The sequence below is a fragment of the Mycobacterium sp. NGS66 genome (assembly GCF_059812225.1).
Genome location: NZ_JCALCG010000004.1, coordinates 379,020 through 402,825, shown reverse-complemented (window position 1 = coordinate 402,825; position 23,806 = coordinate 379,020). Strand labels below are relative to the sequence as shown.

Here is a 23,806-nt window from a genome sequence, read left to right as displayed (position 1 = left end):
GCGACGAACTCACCGAAGCCCAGCCCTACCCACTCCATCACCGACCGCCCCCGATGAAACCATCCCGCCTCCTCACAGCAACGGCTGCGTAGCCTGCGCTGCCCGATCGTAATTTAGTTAGGACGGCTGCGAAGTAGATCATCGAAGTTTGCGTGCGGATGATCACCGTTTAGGCGGTGGCCGCCCTGCGGGTCCGATCAGGTTGGTAGGGCGCCGGCGGGAAGCCGATGTCCACACTTGCATTGGCCTGAGCATTCCTACTGCAGTCGAGGATAATGCACGCTCGCGATCGCCACGGTCTAAACGCCTCGGCCCGAAGCGGATAGCCACCTCGGGCTCACATTGATCAACCTGTGCCCAGTGCTCGTGTCGCCAGGCCCGTCACCGGGCTCACGTCAACCGGGGCGGTTCCCCTGAACTTCCCTGTTCGGGCATGCGCAGGCGACGATCACGGTAACCTCATGCGCGTGGTTGAGACGTCCATTCCGGCTCTGCTGCGCGAGCGCGCGAGCCTGCAGTCGGCTGATGCGGCATTCACGTTTATCGATTACGAGCAGGACTGGGCCGGCGTTGCCGAAAGCTTGACCTGGTTGCAGATGCATCGGCGGACGCTGAATGTTGCACGCGAGCTCAGGCTTTGCACATCACCGGGTGATCGAGTGGTGATATTGGCACCGCAAGGACTGGATTACATCGCGGCATTTCTCGGCGCATTACAGGCCGGACTCATTGCGGTTCCGCTTTCGGTCCCACTCGGTGGCGTCAGCGACGAGCGCGTTGATTCGGTGCTGCGCGATGCGTCGCCGGCTGCCGTGCTCACCACGTCTTCCGTGGTCAACGATGTCATTCGCCATATCGACCCGCAGCCTGGTCTTCCAGCCACATCGGTCGTCGAGGTTGATTTGCTGAATCTGGATGCACCGATACGGTCCGACGCCAGCGAAGATGGTTATCAAGACACGGCGTATTTGCAATATACGTCTGGGTCGACCCGGCAACCGGCCGGAGTCATGGTTTCCTATCGGAACGTCCTGGTCAATTTCGACCAAGTGTCTGTCGGCTATTGGTCGCGCAGCGGAAACATCCCGCCAATGGACACCACTGTTGTGTCGTGGCTCCCGTTCTATCACGACATGGGCCTAGGTCTGGGCATTTGTGTGCCGGTTGTCTTTGGCCTCCCTGCTGTGCTCACCAGCCCGGTGGCATTCCTGCAGCGCCCGGCCCGGTGGATGCAGCTGCTGGCAACCAATTCCGAGGCGTTTTCGGCCGCGCCGAATTTTGCTTTCGAATTGGCGGCGCGTAAAACCTCCGACGAGGACATGGCCGGGCTCGATCTCGGCGGCGTGCAAAACATCCTCAGCGGCAGCGAACGGGTAAACCCGGCAACCGTTAGACGCTTTGCCGAACGGTTTGCGCGTTTCAATCTTCAAAGCAAGGTGATTCGGCCGTCATATGGGCTCGCCGAAGCGATGGTGTACGTGGCGACCAGCAAGGAGGGTCAACCGCCACGAATTGTCAACTTCGAAACTGAAAAACTGTCCGCCGGCCAGGCGAAGCGGTGCCCGAGCGGCGCCGGCACACCCCTGATCAGCTATCATCCGCAGGACTCGCCCATGGTGCGGATCGTGGATCCCGAGACTCGGACGGAGTGCCCGGAGGGAACCAGCGGCGAGATCTGGATGCACGGCGACAACATCGCCTTGGGCTATTGGCGCAAACCGGACGAGACCGAGCACACGTTCGGCGGCATGCTGGTCACGCCGTCGCCTGGCACCCCGGCGGGGCCGTGGCTTAGGACTGGCGATATGGGCTTCATCTCCGAAGGTGAGTTGTTCATCGTCGGCCGAATCAAAGATCTGTTGATCGTCTACGGGCGCAACCACTCTCCCGACGACATCGAAGCCACGATGCAAGAGATAACCGGCGGGCGGACCGCGGCGATCGCGGTTCCGGATGAGGGCCAGGAGCAGCTGGTCGTCATCATCGAAGTCAAAAAGCGCGGCGACTCCGACGAAGATGCGATGCGCAAGTTCGCCGGCGTCAAACGTGAAGTCACCTCGGCGATCTCGAACTCCCACGGCCTGGGCGTCGCGGATCTGGTTCTGGTGCCGCCGGGTTCGATCCCGATCACCACCAGCGGCAAGGTCAGACGAGCGGCCTGCGTCGAACAGTACCGGCATGGCCAGTTCGCCCGCCTAGACGCTTAAGGCAGACGCGACAGAGTTTTCGCCGGCGAAGTCGCCTGGGACTAGTTCGTCAGGGCGCCCTGATTGACGACTGCTTCGAAACGTTTTTCCCACCGACGATAGTTACCGGCGGCGCCGAGGACGAAGGGCGACAGCGCGATAATCCAGGTCAGCACCGAGTTAAAGATGTTCGCCGGGAATCGCATCGGGCGCATGATGTCGACAAAAAGGACCACCCGTATCCCGTCCGTCCGGTTCCAGGCCTCGTGCTCGAAGGTGTCGTCGAAGATCATCACCCGGCCCTCTTCCCAATGCCGGGTCTGCGAGCCGACGCGGATGGCGCACCTTTCGGTTGGCTCGGGAATTATCAGCCCTAGGTGGACGCGAAGTACGCCCTTCCATGGACCAAGATGCGGCGGGAGGTGCTTACCGGGCTCGAGGATCGAGAAGAACGCGGTCTTCATGCCCGGCATCTTCTTGAGAACCTTGGCTGTTTCCGGGCACCGGCGGCAGTTCGCGGCCGCCTTGATGCCGTAGGCGTAGAAGGGGAAGGTTTTCCAGCCATCGTCTTGGGAAAGGCCCTTTATATCGTCCAAGATGTCCTGGAAGTTGGGCAGTTCCGCCTTATAGGGCAGCAGCGCATCGAGCTCGGCACGGACCTTGTGCCAGTCAGCCTCGACCGCGTCGACCCAGGGAAAGTCCTTGGCATCGAAGAACTCGCGGTCACCGACCTTCGATGCCCGACCGAAGTCGAGGAGCGACGGCGCCAACTTCGAGGCGCGGCCGTAAAGGACGAAAAGCCCCATGACAAGGCTGGTAAGTATTCGCGCGACGAGCCCAAGCGCCTCGTCCAAGTTGCCTCCTTTGCCAGGGCCGAAGCCGTCGTACGGGGTGGCTGACGGTGCAATGTGCGCGTGTTATTCACGCGAGCCCCCGTTATGGCGATTATGCCGGGCGGCCGGGCTGGCGGAAGGAAAATGGCCACTTTGGTTTCGCACGAGGCGCACAGGAATTGAGCCGCTGGGCGCCGGTGTGCGGGTAGGTTTTAGGGCGACTGCTCCCCGGCGTCGATCGCATGCTTGACTTCCTGCGCGTGCGCCACCTGCTGCGCGCTGTAGTTGATGAACAGCACCACCCCGCCAATCAGGACGACCACCGCGGCCAACCACAGCATGCCGTAGGTTATGCCGTGGTCGAGCGCATTCAACTGGGCGGCGTTCATGGATTTCACGGGTCCGGTCGTGCCGCCCAGCGACAGCGTGTGCGAGGTGATGGCCGCCTGGATGACGGCCAGCACTACTGGGCCGCCGAGATTCTGCAGCATGAGCGCGATTGCGGAGGTGGGGCCGATTCGGTCGGGGCCGACGCTGGCGACGAGCGATAACGAGAGCGGGACGTTGGCAACTCCGATACCGAGGCCGGCCACGACGAGCGGCAGCACCAGATCAGGAAAGTATGGGACGCCGCGGGTCAGTGTGGAGCCGTAGAGGATGGCGCCCAACAGCGGAATGCCCCCGGCGATCAGCACCACCCGCGGGGAGAACCTCCTCACCAGCTGTGACGACGCGCCCGTCCCGCAAACGATCCCAACCGCGAGCGGCATAAAGCTGATCGCCGCACGGAGTGGGCTGTAGCCCATGATGTCCTGGACGTACAGGGCGATGATCACGACCAGAGCGAACGCGGCTCCACCGCATAGAAAAATCGACACGAACATAGCCATTCGATTGCGGTCGCAGAACAAGTTGAACGGCATGATGGGGTTCTCGGCCGTGCGCTCCACCAGGACAAACGCCACGATAGCTGCAAGGGCAACGACACCTGAAACAATCGTCATAGCCGACAGCCAGCCGTCCTCCGGCCCCTTCGACAAGCCGAAAACCGCAGCGGTACAGAGCAACGTAGCCAGCACAGCCCCGGCAGCGTCAAGTTTCATCCGCTCCTTTTGGGTTTCGCGCAGCGCGGTGTGAGCCAGATAAAGCGTCAGCAGCCCGAGCGGCACGTTCACCAAGAAGCCCAGACGCCAGGACACTTCGGTGAGTGCCCCGCCCAACACCAAACCCACGACCAGGCCGACGCCGTTCATGGCGCCCAACACCGCCATCGCAGCGTTGCGCATAGCGCCCTTTGGGAATGTGGTCGCCACCAGCGCCATCGACGTCGGAGCGATGATCGCGGCTGCGACCCCCTGCAGCAGCCGGGCGAGCACCAGTGCGGCCCCGTCCCAGGCGATCCCGCATATCGCCGAGGCAATGGTGAACAGCGATACGCCCACGATGAAGATGCGCTTTCGTCCGATCGCGTCACCCAGGCGACCACCAAGCAGCATCAACCCGCCAAAGGTCAGCACGTAGCCCGTGACCACCCAGCTCCGTCCGGCATCGGACAGGCTTAGCTCGTTCTGGATTTTAGGAAGCGCGATTATCGCAATGGTGCCGTCAATCATGGCCAACATCTGCATGCCGCCGATCGCGGTAACCGCGCCGAGGAACCAGCGAGACGGACGAGTCGCGAAATGCCTACTCGTACGGCTTTGCTTGGTCGCTTTGACGGGCATCTGAGTCGGTTGTTCCGCGCGTTCTGTCGTCCGATGAGATAGCGTCTGTTCTGCACGGTCGCGAGCCGTCATAGCCGACGACCCTACAGTAATCTTAAGATCGACTAGCTAAAACCGACCAGATCAGGGTTTGTGGACGGTGGCTAATCCTCGGCAATTCTTGCGCTAGCCCGGCACCACTGTTTCTTTCCGCGGGCAGCAAGAGCCGACACTTGTCACTGCTAGCATCGGGGCCGTGTCTGGACGCGGGGGCCCGGTTCGAATCGGAATCCTGGGTGCAGCGCGCGTGGCGCCTGGAGCGCTGATCATCCCGGCAAGGGAAAACGACGAGATCGTGGTGACCGCGATCGCGGCACGCGACGTCGCGCGCGCCCAGGCTTTTGCCGTCAAGTGGGGCATCGCACAGGTACACGAGAACTACGAGGCGCTGATCGCCGATCCAGATCTGGACGCTGTCTATAACCCCTTGCCAAACGCCTTGCACGGCAAGTGGACTCGAGCCGCGCTATCCGCGGGCAAGCACGTGCTGTGTGAAAAGCCGTTCACTGCGAATGCCGTTGAGGCCCGCGAGATTGCCGAGTTGGCCGCCAAGTCGGACCGGGTTGTGATGGAGGCATTCCACTACTGCTACCACCCGTTGGCTTTGCGAATTGAGCAGATCGTTGCCTCCGGCGAGTTGGGCAAGCTGCAGCGGGTGGAGGCGGCCTTGTGCTTTCCGCTGCCGAAGTTCTCCGACATCCGCTACGACTACGGTGTTGCCGGTGGGGCGACGATGGATGTCGGCTGCTACGCGGTCCACATGGCCCGCAAGTTTGGCGGCTCGACCCCGGAAGTTGTTTCGGCGCAAGCGAAACTACGTGATCCTCAGGTCGACCGGGCCATGAGGGCCGAGTTGCGGTTTGCCGACGGGCACACTGGGCGGATCCGCTGCTCGTTGTGGTCGTCGGATCTATTGGCGTACAACGCCAAGGTGGTAGGCGACCGCGGTGAGGTGCGTATGCGTGTGCTCAATCCGCTGGCGCCTTTCCGCCGGCTTTCGGTTCGGTCCGCCGGCGGCAATCGCGTGGAGCGCTTCCCGCAGCGGACGTCCTACGCGTATCAGCTTGATGCTTTTGCCGCAGCGGTGCTGCGCGGGCAACCGGTGAAGACGTCGCCGGAAGATGCGGTCGAGAACATGACCGTCATCGATGGGATCTATCGCGCTGCCGGGCTGCCGTTGCGCGAGCCGGCCTGAGCGCTGACCGGTTCGCTTGACAGATTTCACGACGGCATTTCGGAGAACCCGTCAGCTGGCGAAATGCGCCTGGTTCATGTGTTCTGCCACCCGTAATGCGTTGGCGGCGATGGTCAAACTCGGATTCAGCCCGGTGCTGGAAGGGAAGAACGACGCGTCAACCACATAGAGGTTGTCCACTTCATGCGCGCGGTTTTGTGGATCCAGGACGCTGGTTTTGGGATCGTCGCCGAAGCGGCACGTGCCGCAGGCGTGCGCAATGGCCGAGTTGTTTTTGGCGTCCCGCAGGGTGAGTTTGCGAAATGGCTTCAAGGCTTCTTTCAACTGAGGCACAAAGATTGCGCGGCGCTCAATCTCGCTGGCGTGCATGCGGTAGTGCATTCGCAGCCGCTGACGACCATCTGCGGTCGGCCGATCGGACGGCAACACGCGGTTGTCCAAGTAGGGCAGGTCTTCCATGATCAGCGCCAGCACCAGACCGCCGGTGAAGACCCGCTGATAGACGCGGCGGGTAACCGGGCTCACCATACGGAGCATCTTTGCCTGCCAGCCGGGGGCGTTGGTCACCATCTCCATCGGCGCCATCGGGCCGAATGATTGCACCGTGCCGTATTTCTGCCCCTCCCAGAAATAGAAATCGCTCAGCCCGATTTCCTTATTGCACTCTTTGATCTTGCTGCCGTCTTTCGGGAAGATCTCCACCAAGTCGATAAGGTGGCGCATGAAATTACGCCCCACCCAGTCTGAGCCATTGGCCAATCCGCGCGGCCAGTCACCCGAACGGGAATTGAGCAACAGCACTGGTGTGGCGATGGCGCCGGCGGCCAGGGCGACCACCTTGCCCTTCAGGGCCAGCCTGCCGGAGCGATGTTCACAGATCAGCTGTTGGACCTGTCTGCGGTCCGCTTCCAGGTGTAGCACCCGGCACTCCGGGAGCAGGTATGCACCGTGCTCGGCAACGGCGGGCAGTACGCAATTGCGGCCGGCCTCGTTTTTGCACGACCGGTGACAGAGATGGCTGTAACACGTAATGCAGCCATCGGTGTAATCACAGGCCATCGGCAGATGGTAAGGATGTAACCCGCGTTCGGTCAGATAGTCGACCAGACGCTGGTTTGCTGCCGAAAACGGCGGCGCCGCAGGCAAATTGGCGTCCGCCATCTCGGGCCGGAGAGGATCGGGCTCCCCGCGCACCCCCAGCAGCTTTTCGGCGGCCGCATACCAGGGCCGCAGCTGCTCGTACGTGATCGGCCAGGCTTCCGGCACGGTGGAGTCACCGGGATTTCGAAAGTCTTGTCGCGGAGTGAAATCGCGTTCGAAAAATCGCTCGCAGACCATGGCGTAGAGCGCTGACGATCCTCCTGTCCCGCTGCCGATGTACGGTATAAACCGTCGCGGAAAGCGACCGCTGATGTCTTCGATCTCGTCGGCCGAGCGCCCGGCTCGGGCCAGGACGTCGTAGAAGGCGTCTGGGGATCGAATCGCCAGTGGCTCGGCAACTTCGGGTGGCGCAGCGCGAATCGTTCCCGGTGCCCCGGCCAATGTCGAGCGTCCCTTCTCGACGTACAGCACCTTTCGCCCAGATCGTGCCAGCGAATAGCCCAGCGTCCCGCCGCCCATGCCGGTGCCCACGACAATGACGTCCCACATAATCCGTTGCGCTTCCTGCGGATTCAGGCAGCCGTCGGCCACGATCGAGTCCATCAGCGGATCATGGCACAAAGCCTTGTCCGGTTTGCGCGAATCCATGGCAACCAGCGACTTCCGCCTCCTCGAGCGCATCGCCGCCCACGGCAGCGCCGACCTTATGTGGCCGTCTGACCGCCACGGATACGTCACCGAAATCGCGTCGGAGCATTAAGCTCCCGGACGGAGGGTGCCGCTTTCTTTCGCACAACAAGTGAAGGCCAGGTTTTGCATTGAAGTTCGTGCTGTCCGGCTATGGGACTCGTGGCGAGGTCGAACCCTGCGTCGCCATCGGGCGGGAGCTGCTGCGCAGAGGGCACGAAGTCAGTGTCGCAGTTACCCCTGACCTGGTCCGCTTCGTCGAGTCGGCGGGGCTTGCAGTGGTCGCTCATGGGCCGGTTGACAGGCAGGCAATTTTGGAGGCGTACCGCAACTTCTGGATGTGTTTCTTCGGTAAACCGTGGCGAATCCGGGATCTGCGGAGGTTGTGGGGCGAACTCTGGGAGCCCATCATCCGGTCCGGGGAAGAGGTCACCAAGACGCTGATGTCGCTGGCGGACGGGGCCGACCTGCTGTTTGCCGTAATCCCTTCCGAGCGGCAAGCCGCTGATGTTGCGGAGTATCACGATATTCCCTTTGCCACGCTTCATTACGTCCCTGTGCGCGCCAACGGCCAACTCCTGCAATTTCTGCCGGCGTGGTTAGGTCGAACGGCAATGACGACGTTCGACTGGCTGGATTGGCGCGTGACGAAGAGGATCCAGGACCAGCAGCGTCGCGAACTGGGTCTGCCGAAGACGACAGCCCCCCAAGCGCGACGGATCGCCAAGCGCGGATGGTTGGAAATCCAGGCTTACGACGAGGTCTGCTTTCCCGGACTGGGAGCCGAGTGGGCGGAGTGCAAGGATCGGCGGCCCTTTGTCGGCGCACTGACGATGGAGCTGCCGACCGATGCCGATGAGGAGGCGGCATCGTGGATTGCCGCGGGAACGCCGCCGATCTTTTTTGGGTTCGGCAGTATGCCAGTCGAATCTCCGGCCGAAACGCTGGCCATGATTGGCGCGGCGTGCGCGCAGTTGGGTGAGCGGGCTTTGGTTTGCGCCGGCTGGAGTGACTTCAGCGACTTGCCCGAGCTCGGGCATGTCAAAGTGGTGGGCGCGGTGAATTTCACGGCCGTCTTTCCGGCCTGCCGCGCCGTCGTACACCACGGGGGGGCGGGCACCACGGCGATCGGCCTGCGCGCCGGGGTGCCCACGTTGATCCTTTCGATGGACCTGAATCAGACGATCTGGGGAGCGCAGATCAAGCGGCTGAAGGTGGGCACCACCCGGCGCTTTTCGGCCACTACCCGGGAATCGCTGGTGGCGGACCTGCGCACAATCATCACCCCGCAATACGTCGCGCGCGCCCGTGAGTTCGCTACCCGGATGACCAAACCCGCCAAAAGCGTTGTGGCCGCCGCTGACCTTCTGGAACAGGAAGCCCGCTGCAGGTGTGTTGGCTGATCGGCGAGGTGGGGCCGTCGGAATGATCGGCGTCGGGCGAGTCTGGCTGGTTGCCAGGCCGGGTCGATGCACATGACCGGGTGAACAAATCGGTATGTCCTATGTCCGTGTGGGCACCTTCGGAAATTCCGAGGTTGGTGATGTGGTCATTATGTCTTGACGGTTTTAAGACACGGCGGCCAAAGGGAGCCCGTCCCGGCGACGCGATCCGAAAAAACGCCATCCCCCGGTCGGCGTCGGCATTCCGGCCCAAGAGATTTCGGTTAGAAGGCGATCGCCACTCAATCCGCGCTGAGAATCGCCCAGTCGCCCGGAACAGGAAGCCGTCTCATGCCTTGGCGAAGCAGTACATCCGATAGGTACTCGCCCCGCTCTGCAGGGACCGGTAGACCCCCGACCCCCGGACACCCGCAGCGGAGCGGACGACACCCCGCAGCAACACCGGCGCATGGCGATCGATCACATCACTCATATGCCGCGACTTGTTGTCTAGCCCGCGCACAACCTCCACAGTGATGTCCCTCTGGGAGATCACCCGCAGCGGGGCATCTGCCAGGGCCGCCTCCCAGTCGGCGACCAGGTTCTGGGAGCGAAGATCGGTGTAAAGAAAATGCCCTCCCGGGCGCAGCACCCGGGCCACTTCAGCCAGGAAGCGGGGAAACCGAGGGTAGTGCAGCGAGGATTCGACGTTGATCACAGCGTCGAAGGATTGGTCATCGAAGGGCAGGTTCTCGGCGTCACCTTGCACAAACTCCAGGCCTGGCAGATTGTGCCATTTTCGACAATAGGCGATACCAGCCGGGTTCAAGTCCAGCCCCGTGTAGGAGGCCGGGCGCAAACTGCGCATGAGGTATGAGGCTCCGCCGCCGTGGCCGCAACCGACCTCCAGCACCCGTTTGCCGCTGAGATCATCTGCCTGGGTCGCCGTGCGGTGATAGAGCTGGATACAGAATCGATGGGGCTCGTCGGAGCTAGCCAGCGGCAGGGCCATCGGCGGATCTTCTTCGTAGCCGTAGTTCATGAACAAAACATCGTCGACGTCGCGGACTCGGCGTGTGATGTAGGGATAAAAACCTATCCCCGCCCGCTGGTCACGGAGGTTCTCGATTGCCGCGAAAATGTTGGTGAGTGCCATGGGCAGAGTATGACACCTTCGTGGTGTTTATCGGTGAGTGATTCACCGTACTCCCACAGTCAACCCGAAGGATCAGGACAATGGACGAAAGCTAACCGGGCGCTTGCTGCGTTACGCCACCTTGGACATGTGATACATCCGGTACGAGCACGTCCCAGATTGCAGAGCACAGTGGGCCTGCTCGCCGACTACGCCGGCCTGGCTGCGGGCATACGCGCGCAACGGCCGGGGCACATAGCGATCAATCAGGTACTGCCAGTGCTGCGAATATTTTTCTATGCCCCGAATGACCTCAGTGTTGATCAGTGACCTCGCCGCTCCGCGCCGGCCGGCCGTCGGCGGGTCGGCGATCATCAGCTGCCCGTCGGCGTGAGCAAGACCCGCGTGGGCGCTGCGCGGTCCGGGCCTGCCTGAATTGAATTCGCTTATTTCGCCATCTTTACCGCACCCAGTAAGCAAATCGGTGCAGCCAACCCCACGCATCGGCGATTTGAGTCGTAGAAGTCCGAAACGCATTGACAGCGTCGGCGAAAGTCTAGACTCGTCGGCGGCAGTACCCGAAGAGAGGTAGGGGCAATTTTGACGGTGACCGCTCTTGACGTGCGATCTTTGTATCTGGACCTGTTGCGACGCAACCTCACCCGATATGGGATGCGTGAGCGAATGCCCGCGCGATGGCCACTGCGACGACGCCTCCTGCTCAAGACCGTTAATACCGTTATGCCCATGATCACGGGTACCAGCCCGTTCAGTCAGACCAAGCGCGACTTGGGCTTGGATTGGCCGGCAGAGGCCGAAACAATGATTGGGATGCAGAGACTCACCAGCCTGCAGAACTGCGTCGAGACGGTGCTGGCCGAAGATATTCCGGGCGATCTGGTGGAATGTGGAGTGTGGCGCGGGGGGGCTTGCATCCTGATGCGCGCAGTCCTGGCGGCCTACGGAGATGAGACGCGATGCGTGTGGCTGGCCGATTCGTTCGCCGGACTGCCACCCCCGGACACCGCAAATTACAAGGCGGACAAAGGGTTACGGTTGGACTTGTTCGGGTCCATCCTCGGCGTGTCAGAAGCCGAAGTCAGGGCGAATTTCGAGCGTTACGGCCTGCTCGATGAACGAGTCCGCTTCCTTCCTGGCTGGTTCAAAGACACGTTGCACGACGCTCCGATTGATCGCATCGCGCTGTTGCGGCTTGACGGCGACCTGTATGAATCTACGGTACAAGCTCTCATCGCGCTCTACCCCCGTCTGTCTCCCGGGGGGTTCTGCGTCGTCGACGACTACGCAATTCATGCGTGTCGGCAGGCGGTCACGGACTACCGCGCGGAGCATGGGATATCCGCGGAGATAGTCGACATCGACGGCAATGGTGTTTGGTGGCGTAAGTAGTCAACGTGATCGGGATGACGTAGCGCGCCGACAGTCGAACCACCCACGTCACGGTTGCCAGAAATTGATGTCGGTGTGCTTTCGTTGATTGCCACTTGCCCAAAAGTATGCGATCGAAATCGATGGCGCGGGTGGGTCCCTGCATCGACGAGCGCGGTTGGATGAGGATGCCGCTTTTATGTCAGAACGGGCGCAAATAGTGAAGGGAGGATCTCCGCGATGAAGTTTGTGCTGGCATTTTATGGAAGTCGCGGCGACATCGAGCCGTGCGTGGCTGTCGGCCGCGAGCTGCTGCGCCGCGGGCATGATGTGCGCATGGCGGTTTCGCCCAACTTGGTCGAGTTCGCCGAGTCGGCAGGCTTTCCGGCGGTCCCATATGGGCCTGATGCGGCGGTGTGGCACGCACTGCACCGCGACTTCTTGATGCACATATTTCGCAAGTTCTGGCGGATCCAGGAACTGATCAGATTAGGGCGCGAAGACTGGAAGTTGTTTGCTCGGTTTTGGAGGGACGCCAATACGACCGTGATGTCGGTGGCTGGCGGAGCCGACCTGCTGTTCACCGACGCGGGTTTCGACCAGCCAATTGCCAATATCGCGGAATACTACGACATTCCGTTGGCGACGCTGGATACCTCCCCGCTGGGCGCCGAGGGCCAGCTCGGTCGGATCCAGTCGCCGCTGATCCGCTTCACGACGAGGATCTTCAAATGGGCCCTTTCCCGATTGGAGAAAAGGCTCGGCGATGCCCAGCGTCGTGAACTTGGCCTGCCGAAGGCGACTGGACCCGCTTCACGAGGGATTGCCGCACGCAAAGCGCTGAAAATCCAAGCATACGATGAGGTTTGCTTTCCCGGGCTGGCCGCCGAATGGGCGAAGTCGAATGGACCCATGGGGTCCTTGCGGCCGTTTGTCGGCGCGCTGACGATGGAGTTGCCGACCGATGCCGATGAGGATGTTTCGGCATGGATCGCCGCCGGAACGCCCCCGATTTGCTTCGGGTTCGGCAGCATGCCGGTGAAGTCTCCCGCCGACACGCTAACCATGATCGGCGCGGCCTGCGCGCAGTTGGGCGAGCGGGCGCTGGTTTGCGCCGCCGGGACTGATTTCAGTCGCGTCCCCCATCAGGAGCATGTCAAGGTCGTTGACACGATCGATTACGCGTCCGTTTTTCCGGCCTGCCGGGCGGTCGTACACCACGGGGGCACAGGCACCACAGCCGCGGGTTTACGCGCCGGAGTCCCGACATTGATTCTTTCGACATGGCTGGACCAGATACTTTGGGGGACTCAGGTCACACAACTGAAGGTGGGCGCTACCCGGCCGTTTGAGAGCACGACCCAGCAATCGCTCGTAGACGACCTCAGCGTCATACTCGCCCCGGAGTACGCCGCGCGGGCACGCGAGTTCGCGACCCGGATGACGAAACCCGCTGAAAGTGTCGCGGCCGCCGCCGATCTTGTCGAAAACTTCGCCCGCTCTAGCAGCGCTGGGTGACTGCAGCGGCGACCCGGAAGTGGTCCGCGCCACTACCCGCGGCCTGGTGTATGTGTGTGATCTCTTGACTCAGAAGGCAATTCGGGTTGGCCGTCGATCCAATCGAGTAGTGCACGCAGACCGTCCTCGAGCCTCCATTTCGGTCGCCAGTTCAGCGTGTCCTTCGCGGCCTCGACGGTGCAACTCGCGGCTCGTACGTCACCGTCGCGGAATTTCCCCACGACGACCGGTTCCGGCGCCTGACAGATGCCGGAGATCTTGCGCGCCAGCTCATGGATAGTCGTCGCGCTGCCTGACCCGATGTCGAGGAAACGTGATCCACTCGCAGGCGTCTGCACCGCAGCGAACACCGCGTCGACCACATCGTCGATAAAGACGAAATCACGGACGATCCGGCCGTCTTCGTAGACCTCCAGGGGATGGTGCTTGCCTGCCAACCGGGCGAACAGAGTCACAATTCCCGTATAGGAATTGGTCAGCGACTGGCCCGGCCCGTAGACATTCTGCAGCCGCAGCACGCTGAGATTTGTGTCGTGCGCGGCTGTCCACGCCGCCATCATGTGCTCCTGCGCCAATTTGGTGGCCGCGTAAATGTTGGTGGGGCGCGGCTCCGTCCGGCCCGCGCAGCTCGGCAGCGGCATCGCAGGTTCACCGTTGGGCCCCTTGGGATCCCAATTACCAGCCAGCAGCTGGGCGTGGCTACGGGGTTCCGGATAAAAGCTTTGTGTGCCGCACTGCCAAGCGCCCTCGCCGTAGACGGCCCTCGACGAGGCCACGATGAACTGGCGGGGCACGAGCGCCGAGCGGCTCAGGGCGTCGAGAAGCTGGGTGGTGCCCACCACGTTCACCGATCCGTGGCGCGTCGCTGCGGAGAGCGACTGTGCCGTTCCCGTCTCGGCGGCCAAATGCACGATCTGAGTGGGACGGAACAACCGAAGCACAGCATCCCAGTCAGGGGCATGGGTGACGTCACCGGTGAACAAGCGCACCGATGGCGGCAGGTCGATCGCCACGCCCCGGGCGTGCACCTGCGGGTGCAGCACGTCCATCACAGCGACTTCGTAACCGGCGCCGACCAGACGGCGCGCGAGCGCGGACCCGATAAATCCCGCTCCGCCAGTGACAAGCACGGATGTTGACAAGAGCCGAAGCCTCCGGTTCGTCTGCGGAGCGGGTAGCTGACCGGCACGGATCGCCGATAGTGCGGTGTGGACCGATCGTATCGGGGACGGTCCGCGGCGTGACCAAGACTCCTGGCATAGTCCGGTGGTTGAGTGTAGGAGCCCCCTTTGGGTTCTCACGCGGTAGCGCACCGGTCGTGCAATGCCCAGAGGGAATCTGCCCGTGTTACTGGGCGCTTGACGGAGTTCGGCGTCGGCGGCTGGGCTTGCGGCGGTCGGCACGCCATTCAAAAAGTGGCGCGGGACTTCGCCATGTCTATGTGGTGCACCCGTCTGGCGGACCGTGCGGGCGAGTTTTGTCAAACGCACCGATGTTGGGGAGGATCGTCGCGTGAACCGTATCAAGGCTGTGCAGCAGGCGCTCGACGGCAGGACGAAGCGCGTGTATCTGGAGATTGGCGTCAAGCGCGGAGCGGTGTTCAGGCGTATTGCGGCCGACGAGAAAATCGCCGTCGATCCGGCTTTGAAGCTGTCGGCACGCTCCCGCAGGCTCGCCGAGTCGAAGGCGCATGCTACCCACTACTTCGAGGAGACAAGCGATGCCTTCTTCGCCACCGAAGGGGCGTTCCTTGAGCAGCGCGGCATCGACGTTGCCTTAATCGACGGACTCCATACTTACGAGCAAGTCATGCGCGACGTCGAGAACACCCTGCGCTACCTGCGGGAGGACGGCGTCATTTTGTTGCATGACTGCAACCCCGCCCGCGCCTCGATAGCCTGCCCTCTCGAGGATTTGCATACGCAGAAACGCCTGTGGACCATCCTATGGAGCGGCGATGTCTGGAAGGCGATCGTCCATATGCGTAGCACTCGCGATGACCTGCGGATCGCGGTGCTCGATTGCGACTTCGGCGTCGGGGTCGTACGGAAGGGATTGCCGGAATTGCGGTTGTCTTACTCTGCGGCGCAGATCGAGGCCCTCGATTACGCGGATCTCGCCGCTGACAGGAAGCGCTTGCTTAACCTGAAGCCTCCCGCGTACCTCGCCGAATTTCTCGCGTCAGAGCCCGAAATCTCGCCGAAGTAAACTTAGCCGGGCGAAGTTTTAGGCCGGCGCCGGTCTTGCCGGGGAACTCGGTCTGGAGGCATAAAATGTACTCTCCGATAGTACCGATCTCGATTGCCAAGTGGTCTTTCTTGCCCACCGCACTGTTGTAAGACTGCGACATTGCCGCCGCGATCGCGTCCGACGAGCCTAGACTCGCCCCTCGCCCCGGCGTCGCCGCGCGCCGGCGCAGCGGCCGTCATCGTAGTTTTGCGGACCGCGCCGTCCGGCCAGGCATTTTGCCCAAATCCCAGACCGATCCTGTAGGCCTCCACTATGGTTGGGAAAGTTTCAATCATCTCGCTAGACGTCTGGAGAATGTGAGCATCAGCTTGCTCGACGAGACCATGGCAGCTTCTCGTCCTCGTCAAGGACGACGTGCAACACACCGTGTGGCCGGCTCTCGCTGATGTTTCAGCCTGCAGGCGAGTGGTTTACGGCGAAGTGTAGCGCGCTGTGTTCCCAACTAGAACGAACGGAATTTCCCCGGGAAGCGCCGAAGAGTTACGCGAAATGCTGAGCACGGACCGAGTTGTGATTGAAAATAGACCGGCTGGATTGAGAGGTAGCGGGGGAGCTGGATGGAGTTCGATCACGACGCGTATCCGCTTACGCCTGGGCAGCTAGACATATGGCTTGCCCACGAGACGGGTCACTCCCGTACGGAGTGGCAGGTTGGCTTACTAGTAAAGATTGAGGGCAGCGTCGAACGCGATGCTCTTAAATGGGCGATCCGCCGAGTGGTGCGAGAGGCCGAACCAGTCAGGGCTGCTTTCTTCGAGGTAGATGGCCGGGTTTTCCAAAAGGCTATCGATTACCCGGATGTGGAGCTGGATTTCTATGATCTGACCTGTTCGCCCAACGCCGTACACGAAGCCGAGCAGATAGCGTTATCGATACAAAGCGCGCCAATGCCGTTCACTGGCCCGCTGTTCAATTTTGCATTGTTTCAGACGCAGCTCGAGGAATTCTATCTGTTTTCCTGCTGGCACCACATAGTCATTGACGGAGCCGGTATTGCCCTGGTCGGCCACCGGATTGCAGCGATCTATTCTGCAATTGTTACTGGGGAACCCATTCCACCCGCTTTCTTCGGCTCGTTGCAGGACCTGATTGACTGCGAGTTAGAATACGAAGCGTCCACCGATTATCGCCAAGATTCTGCCTATTGGACGGGAAAGCTTCCACCGGAAAGCGGACCGAATTATCGGTTGTCGCAAGCCGCGGGTGAACGTGATCCGTATCAGTTCTCTGCAACGGTTCAAATGGATCCTATGGTTCTTGGCCGGGTTCAAGAGCTATCCCACGCGTGGACCGTGCCTCGGTCGTCCGTGCTCACCGCTGCGTGTGCGCTTTTGGTGCATGGGTGGTGCGGTGGGGGATCGGAGGTGGTGCTCGACTTCTCGGTCAGCAGACGAGTACGTCCGGAGTCAAAGACGCTTCCCGGGATGCTTTCCGCGATCGTGCCTCTGGTATTGAGGGTTCCGGCCGGATCTACGGTCGCCGGTTTTTGCGCGCATGTTGACACGCGCATACGGGAAGCGCTGCAGCATCAAAGGTTTCCAGCGCGAGCCCTTGAGCGCCAAGGCCGCCCCCGCGACGAAGTACCAGTCGATAGGATAACCGTCAATTTCTTGCCGACTGCCTTTGCTCTGGACTTCGGCGGTGTCCCGGCATCAGCGTCAATGACCAATTCCGGTGGTCAGGTGGATGGCTTCGGCTTGATTTTCTCTGGCGTCGATGACGAGCTCTTTCTCAGTACGCTGGGCTCTGGTCATCGATTTGCAAATTTTGACCTCTCGGATATAGCGGGTCGTTTGCAGCGGGTTTTGGTGGCGATGGCGGCTGACCCGACACGGCCGTTGTCGTCAATTGATGTGCTGGAAGCCGGCGAGCAGGTCGAGCTGCACCGGTGGGGTAATCAGGCGGTGCTGGCCAAGCCGGCGAGCGCGCTGGTGTCAATTCCGACTTTGTTCGCCGCACAGGTGGCCCGCACCCCGGAGGCGGTGGCCATCACCCTGGGGGAGCGTTCGCTGACTTACCGGGAGCTCGATCAGGCCTCCAACCGCTTGGCGCATGTCTTGGTCGATTGCGGGGCAGCCCCTGGGCAGTGTGTGGCGCTGCTATTTTCGCGGTCGCCTGAGGCGATTGTCTCGATCCTCGCGGTACTGAAAACCGGGGCGGCTTATCTGCCGCTCGACCCGGCGCACCCTGCGGCGCGCATGAAGTTCGTGGTTGCCGACGCCGCACCGATCGCCGCGGTCACAACCGCGGCGTTGGCCGATCGGCTAGACGACTCCGATCTGCTGGTCATCGATATCAACGACCCGCGGATTGATGTCCAGCCCAGCACCGGTTTGCCGGCGCCGGATCCCGAGGACATCGCCTATATCATTTACACCTCCGGCACCACCGGTGTGCCCAAAGGGGTGGCCGTCACTCACCACAACGTGGCTCGTCTGTTGGAGTCCGTGGACGCTGATCTGGAGCTGTCGGGGGGACAAGTCTGGACGCAGTGTCATTCGTTGGCTTTCGACTTTTCCGTGTGGGAGATCTTTGGTGCGTTACTGCACGGTGGACGGCTGCTGGTGGTGCCCGATTCGGTGGTGCGCTCACCCGACGACTTGCGCGCTTTGATGGTCGCTGAACAGGTCAATGTCTTAAGCCAGACCCCGTCGGCCTTTTATGCGCTGCAGACCGCTGATGCGCAAGACTGGTGGCTGACCAGGGTGACGGTGTTTGAGCGTTGGGTGACACGCTGGCTCGGCTTGCCCTCATCGCCCTCACCTGAGTTGGAAGGTGAGCTCAAACTGCAGACGGTGGTCTTCGGCGGTGAAGCGCTAGAACCCCACCGTCTCGAGACGTGGATGGACAACCACCCGGGATTGCCGCGATTGATCAACATGTATGGCATTACCGAGACGACCGTGCACGCCTCGGTGCGCCAGATCATCGCCGGCGATGTCGATCGCAATGTCAGTCCCATCGGGGTGCCATTGGCGGATCTGGGTTTTTTTGTGTTGGATGACTGGCTACGCCCGGTGCCTGAGGGCGTGGTCGGTGAGTTGTATGTGGCGGGTGCCGGGCTGGCGTGTGGGTATGTGCGTCGGACGGAGCTGACCGCCTCGCGGTTTGTGGCTTGTCCGTTCGGTGGCGCGGCAGCGCCGGGAATACGCATGTATCGCACCGGAGATCTGGTGTGCTGGGACAGCGATGGGCAGCTGCGGTATCTGGGGCGCGCCGACGAGCAGGTCAAGATCCGCGGGTACCGCATCGAGTGCGGTGAAGTCCAAGCAGCGCTGGCCGGGTTGGATGGGGTGGAGTCGGCCGTCGTGATCGCCCGCGAGGATCGCCCCGGCGACAAGCGGCTGGTGGGCTATATCACCGGCACAGCCGACCCGGCTGACATACGCGCCCGACTGGCCGAGCGGTTGCCTGCCTATATGGTGCCGGCGGCGGTGGTGGTAATTGACACGCTGCCGCTGACGGTCAACGGCAAACTGGACAAACGGGCGCTGCCGGCGCCGGAATACCAAGACGGCGGACGTTACCGCCCCCCGTCCGACGCCGTCGAGGAGATCCTGGCTGGCATCTACGCGCAGGTACTTGGACTGGAGCGGGTCGGGGTCGACGAGTCGTTCTTCGAACTCGGCGGGGACAGCATTCTGTCGATGCAGGTTGTGACGCGTGCGCGTGCCGCGGGTGTCCTGTGTCGGCCGCGTGATGTTTTCATCGAAAAGACGGTGGCCCGGCTGGCGCGGGTGGCCGCGGTTACTGACGACGTGAGCGGCGCGGTCGATGAGGGTATCGGTAAGTTGCCTGCGACCCCGATCATGCGGTGGCTGCTGGACGCTGATGGGCCGGTTGAGCAGTTCAACCAGACGGTGGTGGTGCAGGCCCCCGCGGGCGCGAGCCAGGCTGACGTGGTGGTCCTGCTGCAGGCGTTGCTGGATCGGCATGCCATGTTGCGCGCCCGCCTCGAAGACGACGGCGCCGGGGGCTGGTCTTTGGTGGTGCCCGAGGCCGGCTCAGCGCACGCGGACGGTTGCCTGCGCACGGTCGACGCGTTATCCGATGCGGCACTGGTGGACGCGCGATCGCGGTTGAATCCAGGTGCCGGGGCGATGCTGAGCGCGCTATGGGTAGCCCCCACAGGTCAGCTGGCGTTGATTGTTCACCATCTGGCCATCGACGGGGTGTCCTGGCGAATCCTGTTGGAAGACCTCAACATCGCTTGGACTCAGCACCGCAGCGGGCAGCAAGTGGTCTTACCTGCGGTCGGGACGTCGTTTGCCCGGTGGGCCTCGCTGCTGGTTGAGCACGCGCATGCGCCGGCGGTGGTGGAGCAAGCGAAGGTGTGGCGGAAGGTGGCGGCGACGCCGCCGATATTGCCGGCGGTGCGCCCCGATGTGGATACCTATCTCAGCGCCGGGCACCTATCAGTGGATCTCGACGCTGACACGACGCGCATGCTGCTCGCTGACGTGCCGGCCGCGTTTCACGTCGGGGTGCACGACATCCTGCTGATCGCGTTCGGGTTGGCGCTGGCGCAGTTTGTGGGCGATCGCGATGCGCCGATCGGCATCGATGTGGAGAGTCACGGGCGCCAGGAGGAGCTGTTCTCCGACGTGGATTTGTCGCGCACGGTGGGGTGGTTTACGACGAAATACCCGGTGTCGTTGGCTGTCGACGGGTTGACTTGGGCGCAGGTGGTGGCCGGCGAGGCCGCGCTCGGGTCAGTGATCAAAGACGCCAAAGAGCAGCTTCGCGCCCTGCCAGATTCCCTGACCTATGGTGTGTTGCGCTATTTGAATCCAGATGTCGACCTGGACGGGGTCGACCCGCCGATCGGGTTCAACTATCTGGGGCGGCTGGGCGGCCCGGCGGCCCAGATCTCCGATGGTTCCTGGCGGATCAGTCACGAAAGCTTGTCCTTCACCACCGCGGCCGCGGCGCTGGCCGTGCCATTGCCGCACAGCCTGGACCTCAATGCCGGCACGGTGGATACCGACGCCGGCCCGTACTTGCGCGCCGACTGGACATGGGCGCAGTCGGCACTTGACCAGGCGCAGGTGACCCGGGTGGCCCGGTTGTGGTTCGACGCGCTGGCCGGCATCTGCGCACACGTACGCGGCGGCGGCGGCGGATTGACGCCGTCGGATGTCGCTCCCGCTCGCCTCAGCCAGCAGCAGATCGACGAGCTGTGCCAGCAGTACTCGATCGCCGACGTGCTGCCGCTGACCCCGCTGCAGCAGGGACTGCTCTTCCACAGCAGAACGGCGCAGGGGCCCGCCGACGACGTGTATGCGGTGCAGCTTGACATCACCGTGGCCGGTGCACTCGACGCGAACCGTCTGCGGGAGGCGGTGCACACGGTGCTCAGCCGTCACCCCAATCTGGCGGCCCGCTTCTGCGAGCAGTTCGACGAACCGGTGCAAATCATCCCGGTAGATCCAGCGATGGGGTGGCGGTATGTCGACCTCGTCGGGGGCGCCGAGGAGGAGGTTCAGCAGGTCCAGACTGCCGAACGCCTCGCGGTCTGCGACTTTGCCGAGCAGCCGGCGTTTCGAGTGGCGGTGATCCGCACCGCCGAAGATCGGCACCGGATTGTGCTGACCATCCACCACATCGTGGTCGATGGTTGGTCGCTGCCGATCGTGTTGCAGGAGATATTGGCCAGCTACTTCGGCCGGCCACTGCCGGGAGCAGTTCCGTATCGCAGGTTTGTCACCTGGCTGGCCGAACGCGACACTGCTGCCGCCCGCGCGGCGTGGCGCGAGGTGCTCGCCGGATTTGAGACCCCCACCTTGGTCGGGCCGCAAGGCCGCTTGCAGCGCGGGGCGCGCGGCGTCGCATCGTTCCGGGTCCCGGAGAACATCACCTTGCTGCTTGGCGAGCTGGCGCGCGAACACCAAACCACCGTTAGCACCGTGCTGCAAGGTGCGTGGGCATTACAGCTGACGTCGTTGACCGGCCAGGACGATGTCGCCTTTGGCACCGCGGTCTCGGGACGCCCAGCCGAGCTGCCCGGCGCGGAGTCGATGGTGGGCCTGTTGATCAACACGCTGCCGGTACGGGCGACCGTCACACCGTCGACCACCACCGCCGACCTGTTGAATCAGCTGCAAAGCGCCCACAACCGTACCCTCGAGCACCAGCACTTGGCGCTACCCGAGATCCATCGGATCACCGGTCAAGACCAGCTGTTCGACACGCTTTTCGTGTTCGAGAACTACCCGGTCGACGTCGCCGCGCTGTCAGCTATCGCCGACGGGCTGGCGATCACCGAGTTCAGTAACCGCGAAGACAACCACTACCCGCTTGCGGTGCAGGTGATACCGGGTAGCGAGCTGGGTATCCGCGTCGAATTCGACACCGAAGTGTTCGACGCCAAACGCGTCGAACAACTGATCGAACGATTCAACCGGGTATTGGCAGCGATGGCCGCCTACCCGACCCGGCAACTGTCGTCGGTGGATGTGCTGGATGCCCGCGAGCATGCGGAACTGGATCGGTGGGGCAACCGGGCAGTGTTGGCCGAACCGGTACCTGCGACGGCGTCGATTCCGGTGTTGTTTGCCGCGCAGGTTGCGCGCGCCCCGGATGCCGTGGCAATCAGTTGCGGTGACCGGTCGTGGACATATCGTCAGCTTGATGAGGCGGCGAACCGGTTGGCGCACCTGTTGGCCGACCAGGGTGCAGGTCCCGGGCAGCGGGTGGCGTTGCTGTTGCCGCGGTCGCTTGAGGCGATCGTTTCTATCCTGGCGGTTCTGAAGACCGGTGCGGCCTATCTGCCGATTGATCCCGCGCATCCGGTGTCGCGGATGCAGTTCATGATCGCCGACTCCGCGCCGATCGCCGCGGTCACCATCGCGGGATTGGCTGATCGGCTGGATGGGCTTGGGTTGGTGGTCATCGATGTTGAGGATCCCCGGATCGATGCACAATCCAGCACAGCGCTCCCGGCACCGGCTGCCGACGACGTGGCTTACATCATCTACACCTCTGGTACCACTGGGGTCCCTAAGGGTGTGTCGGTTGCCCACCGGAATGTGACCCGTCTACTCGAGTCTTTGGATGGTGAGCTGGAGCTGGGCCAGGTGTGGACGCAGTGCCATTCGTTGGCGTTCGACTTTTCGGTGTGGGAGATCTGGGGTGCGCTGCTCCATGGTGGGCGGCTGGTGGTGGTGCCCGACGCTGTTGTCCGCTCGCCGGAGGACTTGCACGCGGTGCTGGTTTCGGAGCAGGTCAGCGTGTTGAGCCAGACGCCGTCGGCGTTTTACGCGTTGCAGACCGCGGATGCGTTGCAGCCCGACCTGGGGCGTCAGCTGAAGCTGCAGACGGTGGTGTTCGGCGGTGAGGCGCTGGAACCGCAGCGACTCGGGACGTGGTTGGAGCATCACCCGGGCTTGCCGCGGCTGATCAACATGTATGGCATCACCGAGACGACGGTGCACGCCTCGTTCCGCGAGATCGTCGGCGGCGATCTCGACGGGCATGCCAGCCCGATCGGTGGGCCGTTGGCCCACCTCGGTTTCTTCGTGCTGGACGGGTGGTTGCGCCCGGTGCCCGCCGGTGTGGTCGGTGAGCTGTATGTGGCCGGTGCCGGGCTGGCCTATGGGTATGTGGGCCGGGCGGGGTTGACGTCGTCGCGGTTTGTGGCGTGCCCGTTCGCCGAGGCGGACGGTACGCCCGGACGGCGGATGTATCGCACCGGGGATTTGGTGTGTTGGGGCGCTGACGGGCAGCTGCGGTACCTGGGGCGCGCTGATGAGCAGGTCAAGATCCGTGGGTATCGGATCGAGTTGGGTGAGATTCAGGCGGCGCTGGCCGCGCTCGAGGGCATCGAGCAGGCGGTGGTGATCGCCCGCGAGGACCGTCCCGGCGACAAGCGCCTGGTGGGTTACGTGACCGAGTCGGCGCCCGGGGTGGTAGACCCCGCGGCGGTGCGCAGCGTGTTGGGCGAGCGGCTTCCGTCGTACATGGTTCCGGTCGCGGTGGTCGTATTGGACTCCCTGCCGCTGACCGTCAACGGGAAATTGGACACCCGGGCGTTGCCGGCACCGGAGTTTCAGGACGCCCATGATCACCGGGCCCCGGGTAGCGCCGTCGAGGAAATTCTGGCCGGCATCTACGCCCAGGTACTCGGTCTCGACCGGGTCGGTGTCGATGACTCGTTCTTCGAACTTGGCGGGGACAGCATTTTGTCGATGCAGGTGGTGGCGCGGGCGCGCGCGGCCGGTGTGTTGTGCAAGCCGCGCGACATCTTCGTCGAACAGACCGTGGCCCGGCTGGCCCGGGTGGCTCGGGTGGCCGAGGGGTCTGGCGGCCCGGTCGATGAGGGTCTCGGACCGGTGCTGCCTACCCCGATCATGCGGTGGCTGCACGACC

Annotated in this window: 11 protein-coding genes and 2 pseudogenes (1 of these 13 running past the window's edge); 8 read left to right on the top strand and 5 right to left on the bottom strand. The window is 62.8% G+C overall.

Going from position 1 to position 23,806, the window contains the following annotated elements; genetic code table 11:
* Positions 1 to 461 precede the first annotated feature (461 nt).
* Positions 462 to 2,207: an AMP-binding protein gene (locus AC5Y2L_RS11630; RefSeq protein WP_499938623.1), complete on the top strand. Its 1,746-nt coding sequence runs from the start codon at positions 462 to 464 to the stop codon at positions 2,205 to 2,207.
* Positions 2,208 to 2,248: 41 nt separating this feature from the next.
* Here the strand turns inward: AC5Y2L_RS11630 and AC5Y2L_RS11625 are convergent, their stop codons facing one another.
* Together AC5Y2L_RS11625 and AC5Y2L_RS11620 are read right to left on the bottom strand one after the other, a co-directional pair.
* Positions 2,249 to 3,040, bottom strand: coding sequence for an aspartyl/asparaginyl beta-hydroxylase domain-containing protein (locus tag AC5Y2L_RS11625; RefSeq protein WP_499938624.1), 792 nt, complete (start codon positions 3,038 to 3,040; stop codon positions 2,249 to 2,251).
* Between the two features lie 191 nt (positions 3,041 to 3,231).
* Entirely contained in the window at positions 3,232 to 4,815 is a 1,584-nt protein-coding gene (locus AC5Y2L_RS11620) for an MFS transporter (RefSeq protein WP_499938626.1), read from the bottom strand.
* A 163-nt stretch (positions 4,816 to 4,978) separates the two neighbouring features.
* Here AC5Y2L_RS11620 and AC5Y2L_RS11615 point away from each other — a divergent pair, with 163 nt between their 5' ends.
* On the top strand, positions 4,979 to 5,977 hold the full coding sequence (locus AC5Y2L_RS11615) for a Gfo/Idh/MocA family protein (protein WP_499938628.1): 999 nt from the start codon (positions 4,979 to 4,981) through the stop codon (positions 5,975 to 5,977).
* 51 nt (positions 5,978 to 6,028) lie between these two features.
* On the opposite strand, the gene AC5Y2L_RS11610 is transcribed toward AC5Y2L_RS11615, so the two are convergent.
* A complete protein-coding gene (locus tag AC5Y2L_RS11610) occupies positions 6,029 to 7,681 on the bottom strand; it encodes a GMC oxidoreductase (RefSeq protein ID WP_499938766.1) in 1,653 nt (550 codons plus the stop codon).
* Positions 7,682 to 7,896: 215 nt separating this feature from the next.
* Between AC5Y2L_RS11610 and AC5Y2L_RS11605 the strand changes: the two genes are divergently transcribed.
* Entirely contained in the window at positions 7,897 to 9,168 is a 1,272-nt protein-coding gene (locus tag AC5Y2L_RS11605) for a glycosyltransferase (protein WP_499938630.1), read from the top strand.
* Between the two features lie 328 nt (positions 9,169 to 9,496).
* On the opposite strand, the gene AC5Y2L_RS11600 is transcribed toward AC5Y2L_RS11605, so the two are convergent.
* Positions 9,497 to 10,303, bottom strand: a complete 807-nt coding sequence (locus AC5Y2L_RS11600) for a phthiotriol/phenolphthiotriol dimycocerosates methyltransferase (protein ID WP_499938631.1) — start codon at positions 10,301 to 10,303, stop codon at positions 9,497 to 9,499.
* Between the two features lie 585 nt (positions 10,304 to 10,888).
* On the opposite strand from AC5Y2L_RS11600, the gene AC5Y2L_RS11595 reads away from it, so the two are divergent.
* Positions 10,889 to 11,692, top strand: coding sequence for a TylF/MycF/NovP-related O-methyltransferase (locus AC5Y2L_RS11595; RefSeq protein WP_499938633.1), 804 nt, complete (start codon positions 10,889 to 10,891; stop codon positions 11,690 to 11,692).
* Positions 11,693 to 11,911: 219 nt separating this feature from the next.
* Positions 11,912 to 13,189, top strand: a complete 1,278-nt coding sequence (locus tag AC5Y2L_RS11590; RefSeq protein WP_499938635.1) for a glycosyltransferase — start codon at positions 11,912 to 11,914, stop codon at positions 13,187 to 13,189.
* A gap of 32 nt (positions 13,190 to 13,221) precedes the next feature.
* Here the strand turns inward: AC5Y2L_RS11590 and AC5Y2L_RS11585 are convergent, their stop codons facing one another.
* Entirely contained in the window at positions 13,222 to 14,319 is a 1,098-nt protein-coding gene (locus AC5Y2L_RS11585) for an NAD-dependent epimerase/dehydratase family protein (protein WP_499938768.1), read from the bottom strand.
* A gap of 382 nt (positions 14,320 to 14,701) precedes the next feature.
* Between AC5Y2L_RS11585 and AC5Y2L_RS11580 the strand changes: the two genes are divergently transcribed.
* The 3 genes and pseudogenes from AC5Y2L_RS11580 to AC5Y2L_RS11570 all read left to right on the top strand — a co-directional run.
* Positions 14,702 to 15,397 (top strand): class I SAM-dependent methyltransferase, encoded by a 696-nt coding sequence (locus AC5Y2L_RS11580; RefSeq protein ID WP_499938637.1) that lies wholly within the window; start codon positions 14,702 to 14,704, stop codon positions 15,395 to 15,397.
* A gap of 599 nt (positions 15,398 to 15,996) precedes the next feature.
* A pseudogene (locus tag AC5Y2L_RS11575) lies at positions 15,997 to 17,262 on the top strand (condensation domain-containing protein); the annotation flags it as partial.
* A 45-nt stretch (positions 17,263 to 17,307) separates the two neighbouring features.
* Positions 17,308 to 23,806, top strand: a pseudogene (locus tag AC5Y2L_RS11570) (non-ribosomal peptide synthase/polyketide synthase) (its annotated part continues 21,152 nt past the right edge of the window); the annotation flags it as partial.

Excerpts from the sequence above, each read along its gene's own strand:
- AC5Y2L_RS11600 (WP_499938631.1), bottom strand. The coding sequence starts at position 10,303 with ATGGCACTCACCAACATTTTCGCGGCAATCGAGAACCTCCGTGACCAG.
- AC5Y2L_RS11610 (WP_499938766.1), bottom strand. The coding sequence starts at position 7,681 with ATGGACTCGATCGTGGCCGACGGCTGCCTGAATCCGCAGGAAGCGCAA.
- AC5Y2L_RS11590 (WP_499938635.1), top strand. The coding sequence starts at position 11,912 with ATGAAGTTTGTGCTGGCATTTTATGGAAGTCGCGGCGACATCGAGCCG.
- AC5Y2L_RS11620 (WP_499938626.1), bottom strand. The coding sequence starts at position 4,815 with ATGACGGCTCGCGACCGTGCAGAACAGACGCTATCTCATCGGACGACA.
- AC5Y2L_RS11630 (WP_499938623.1), top strand. The coding sequence starts at position 462 with ATGCGCGTGGTTGAGACGTCCATTCCGGCTCTGCTGCGCGAGCGCGCG.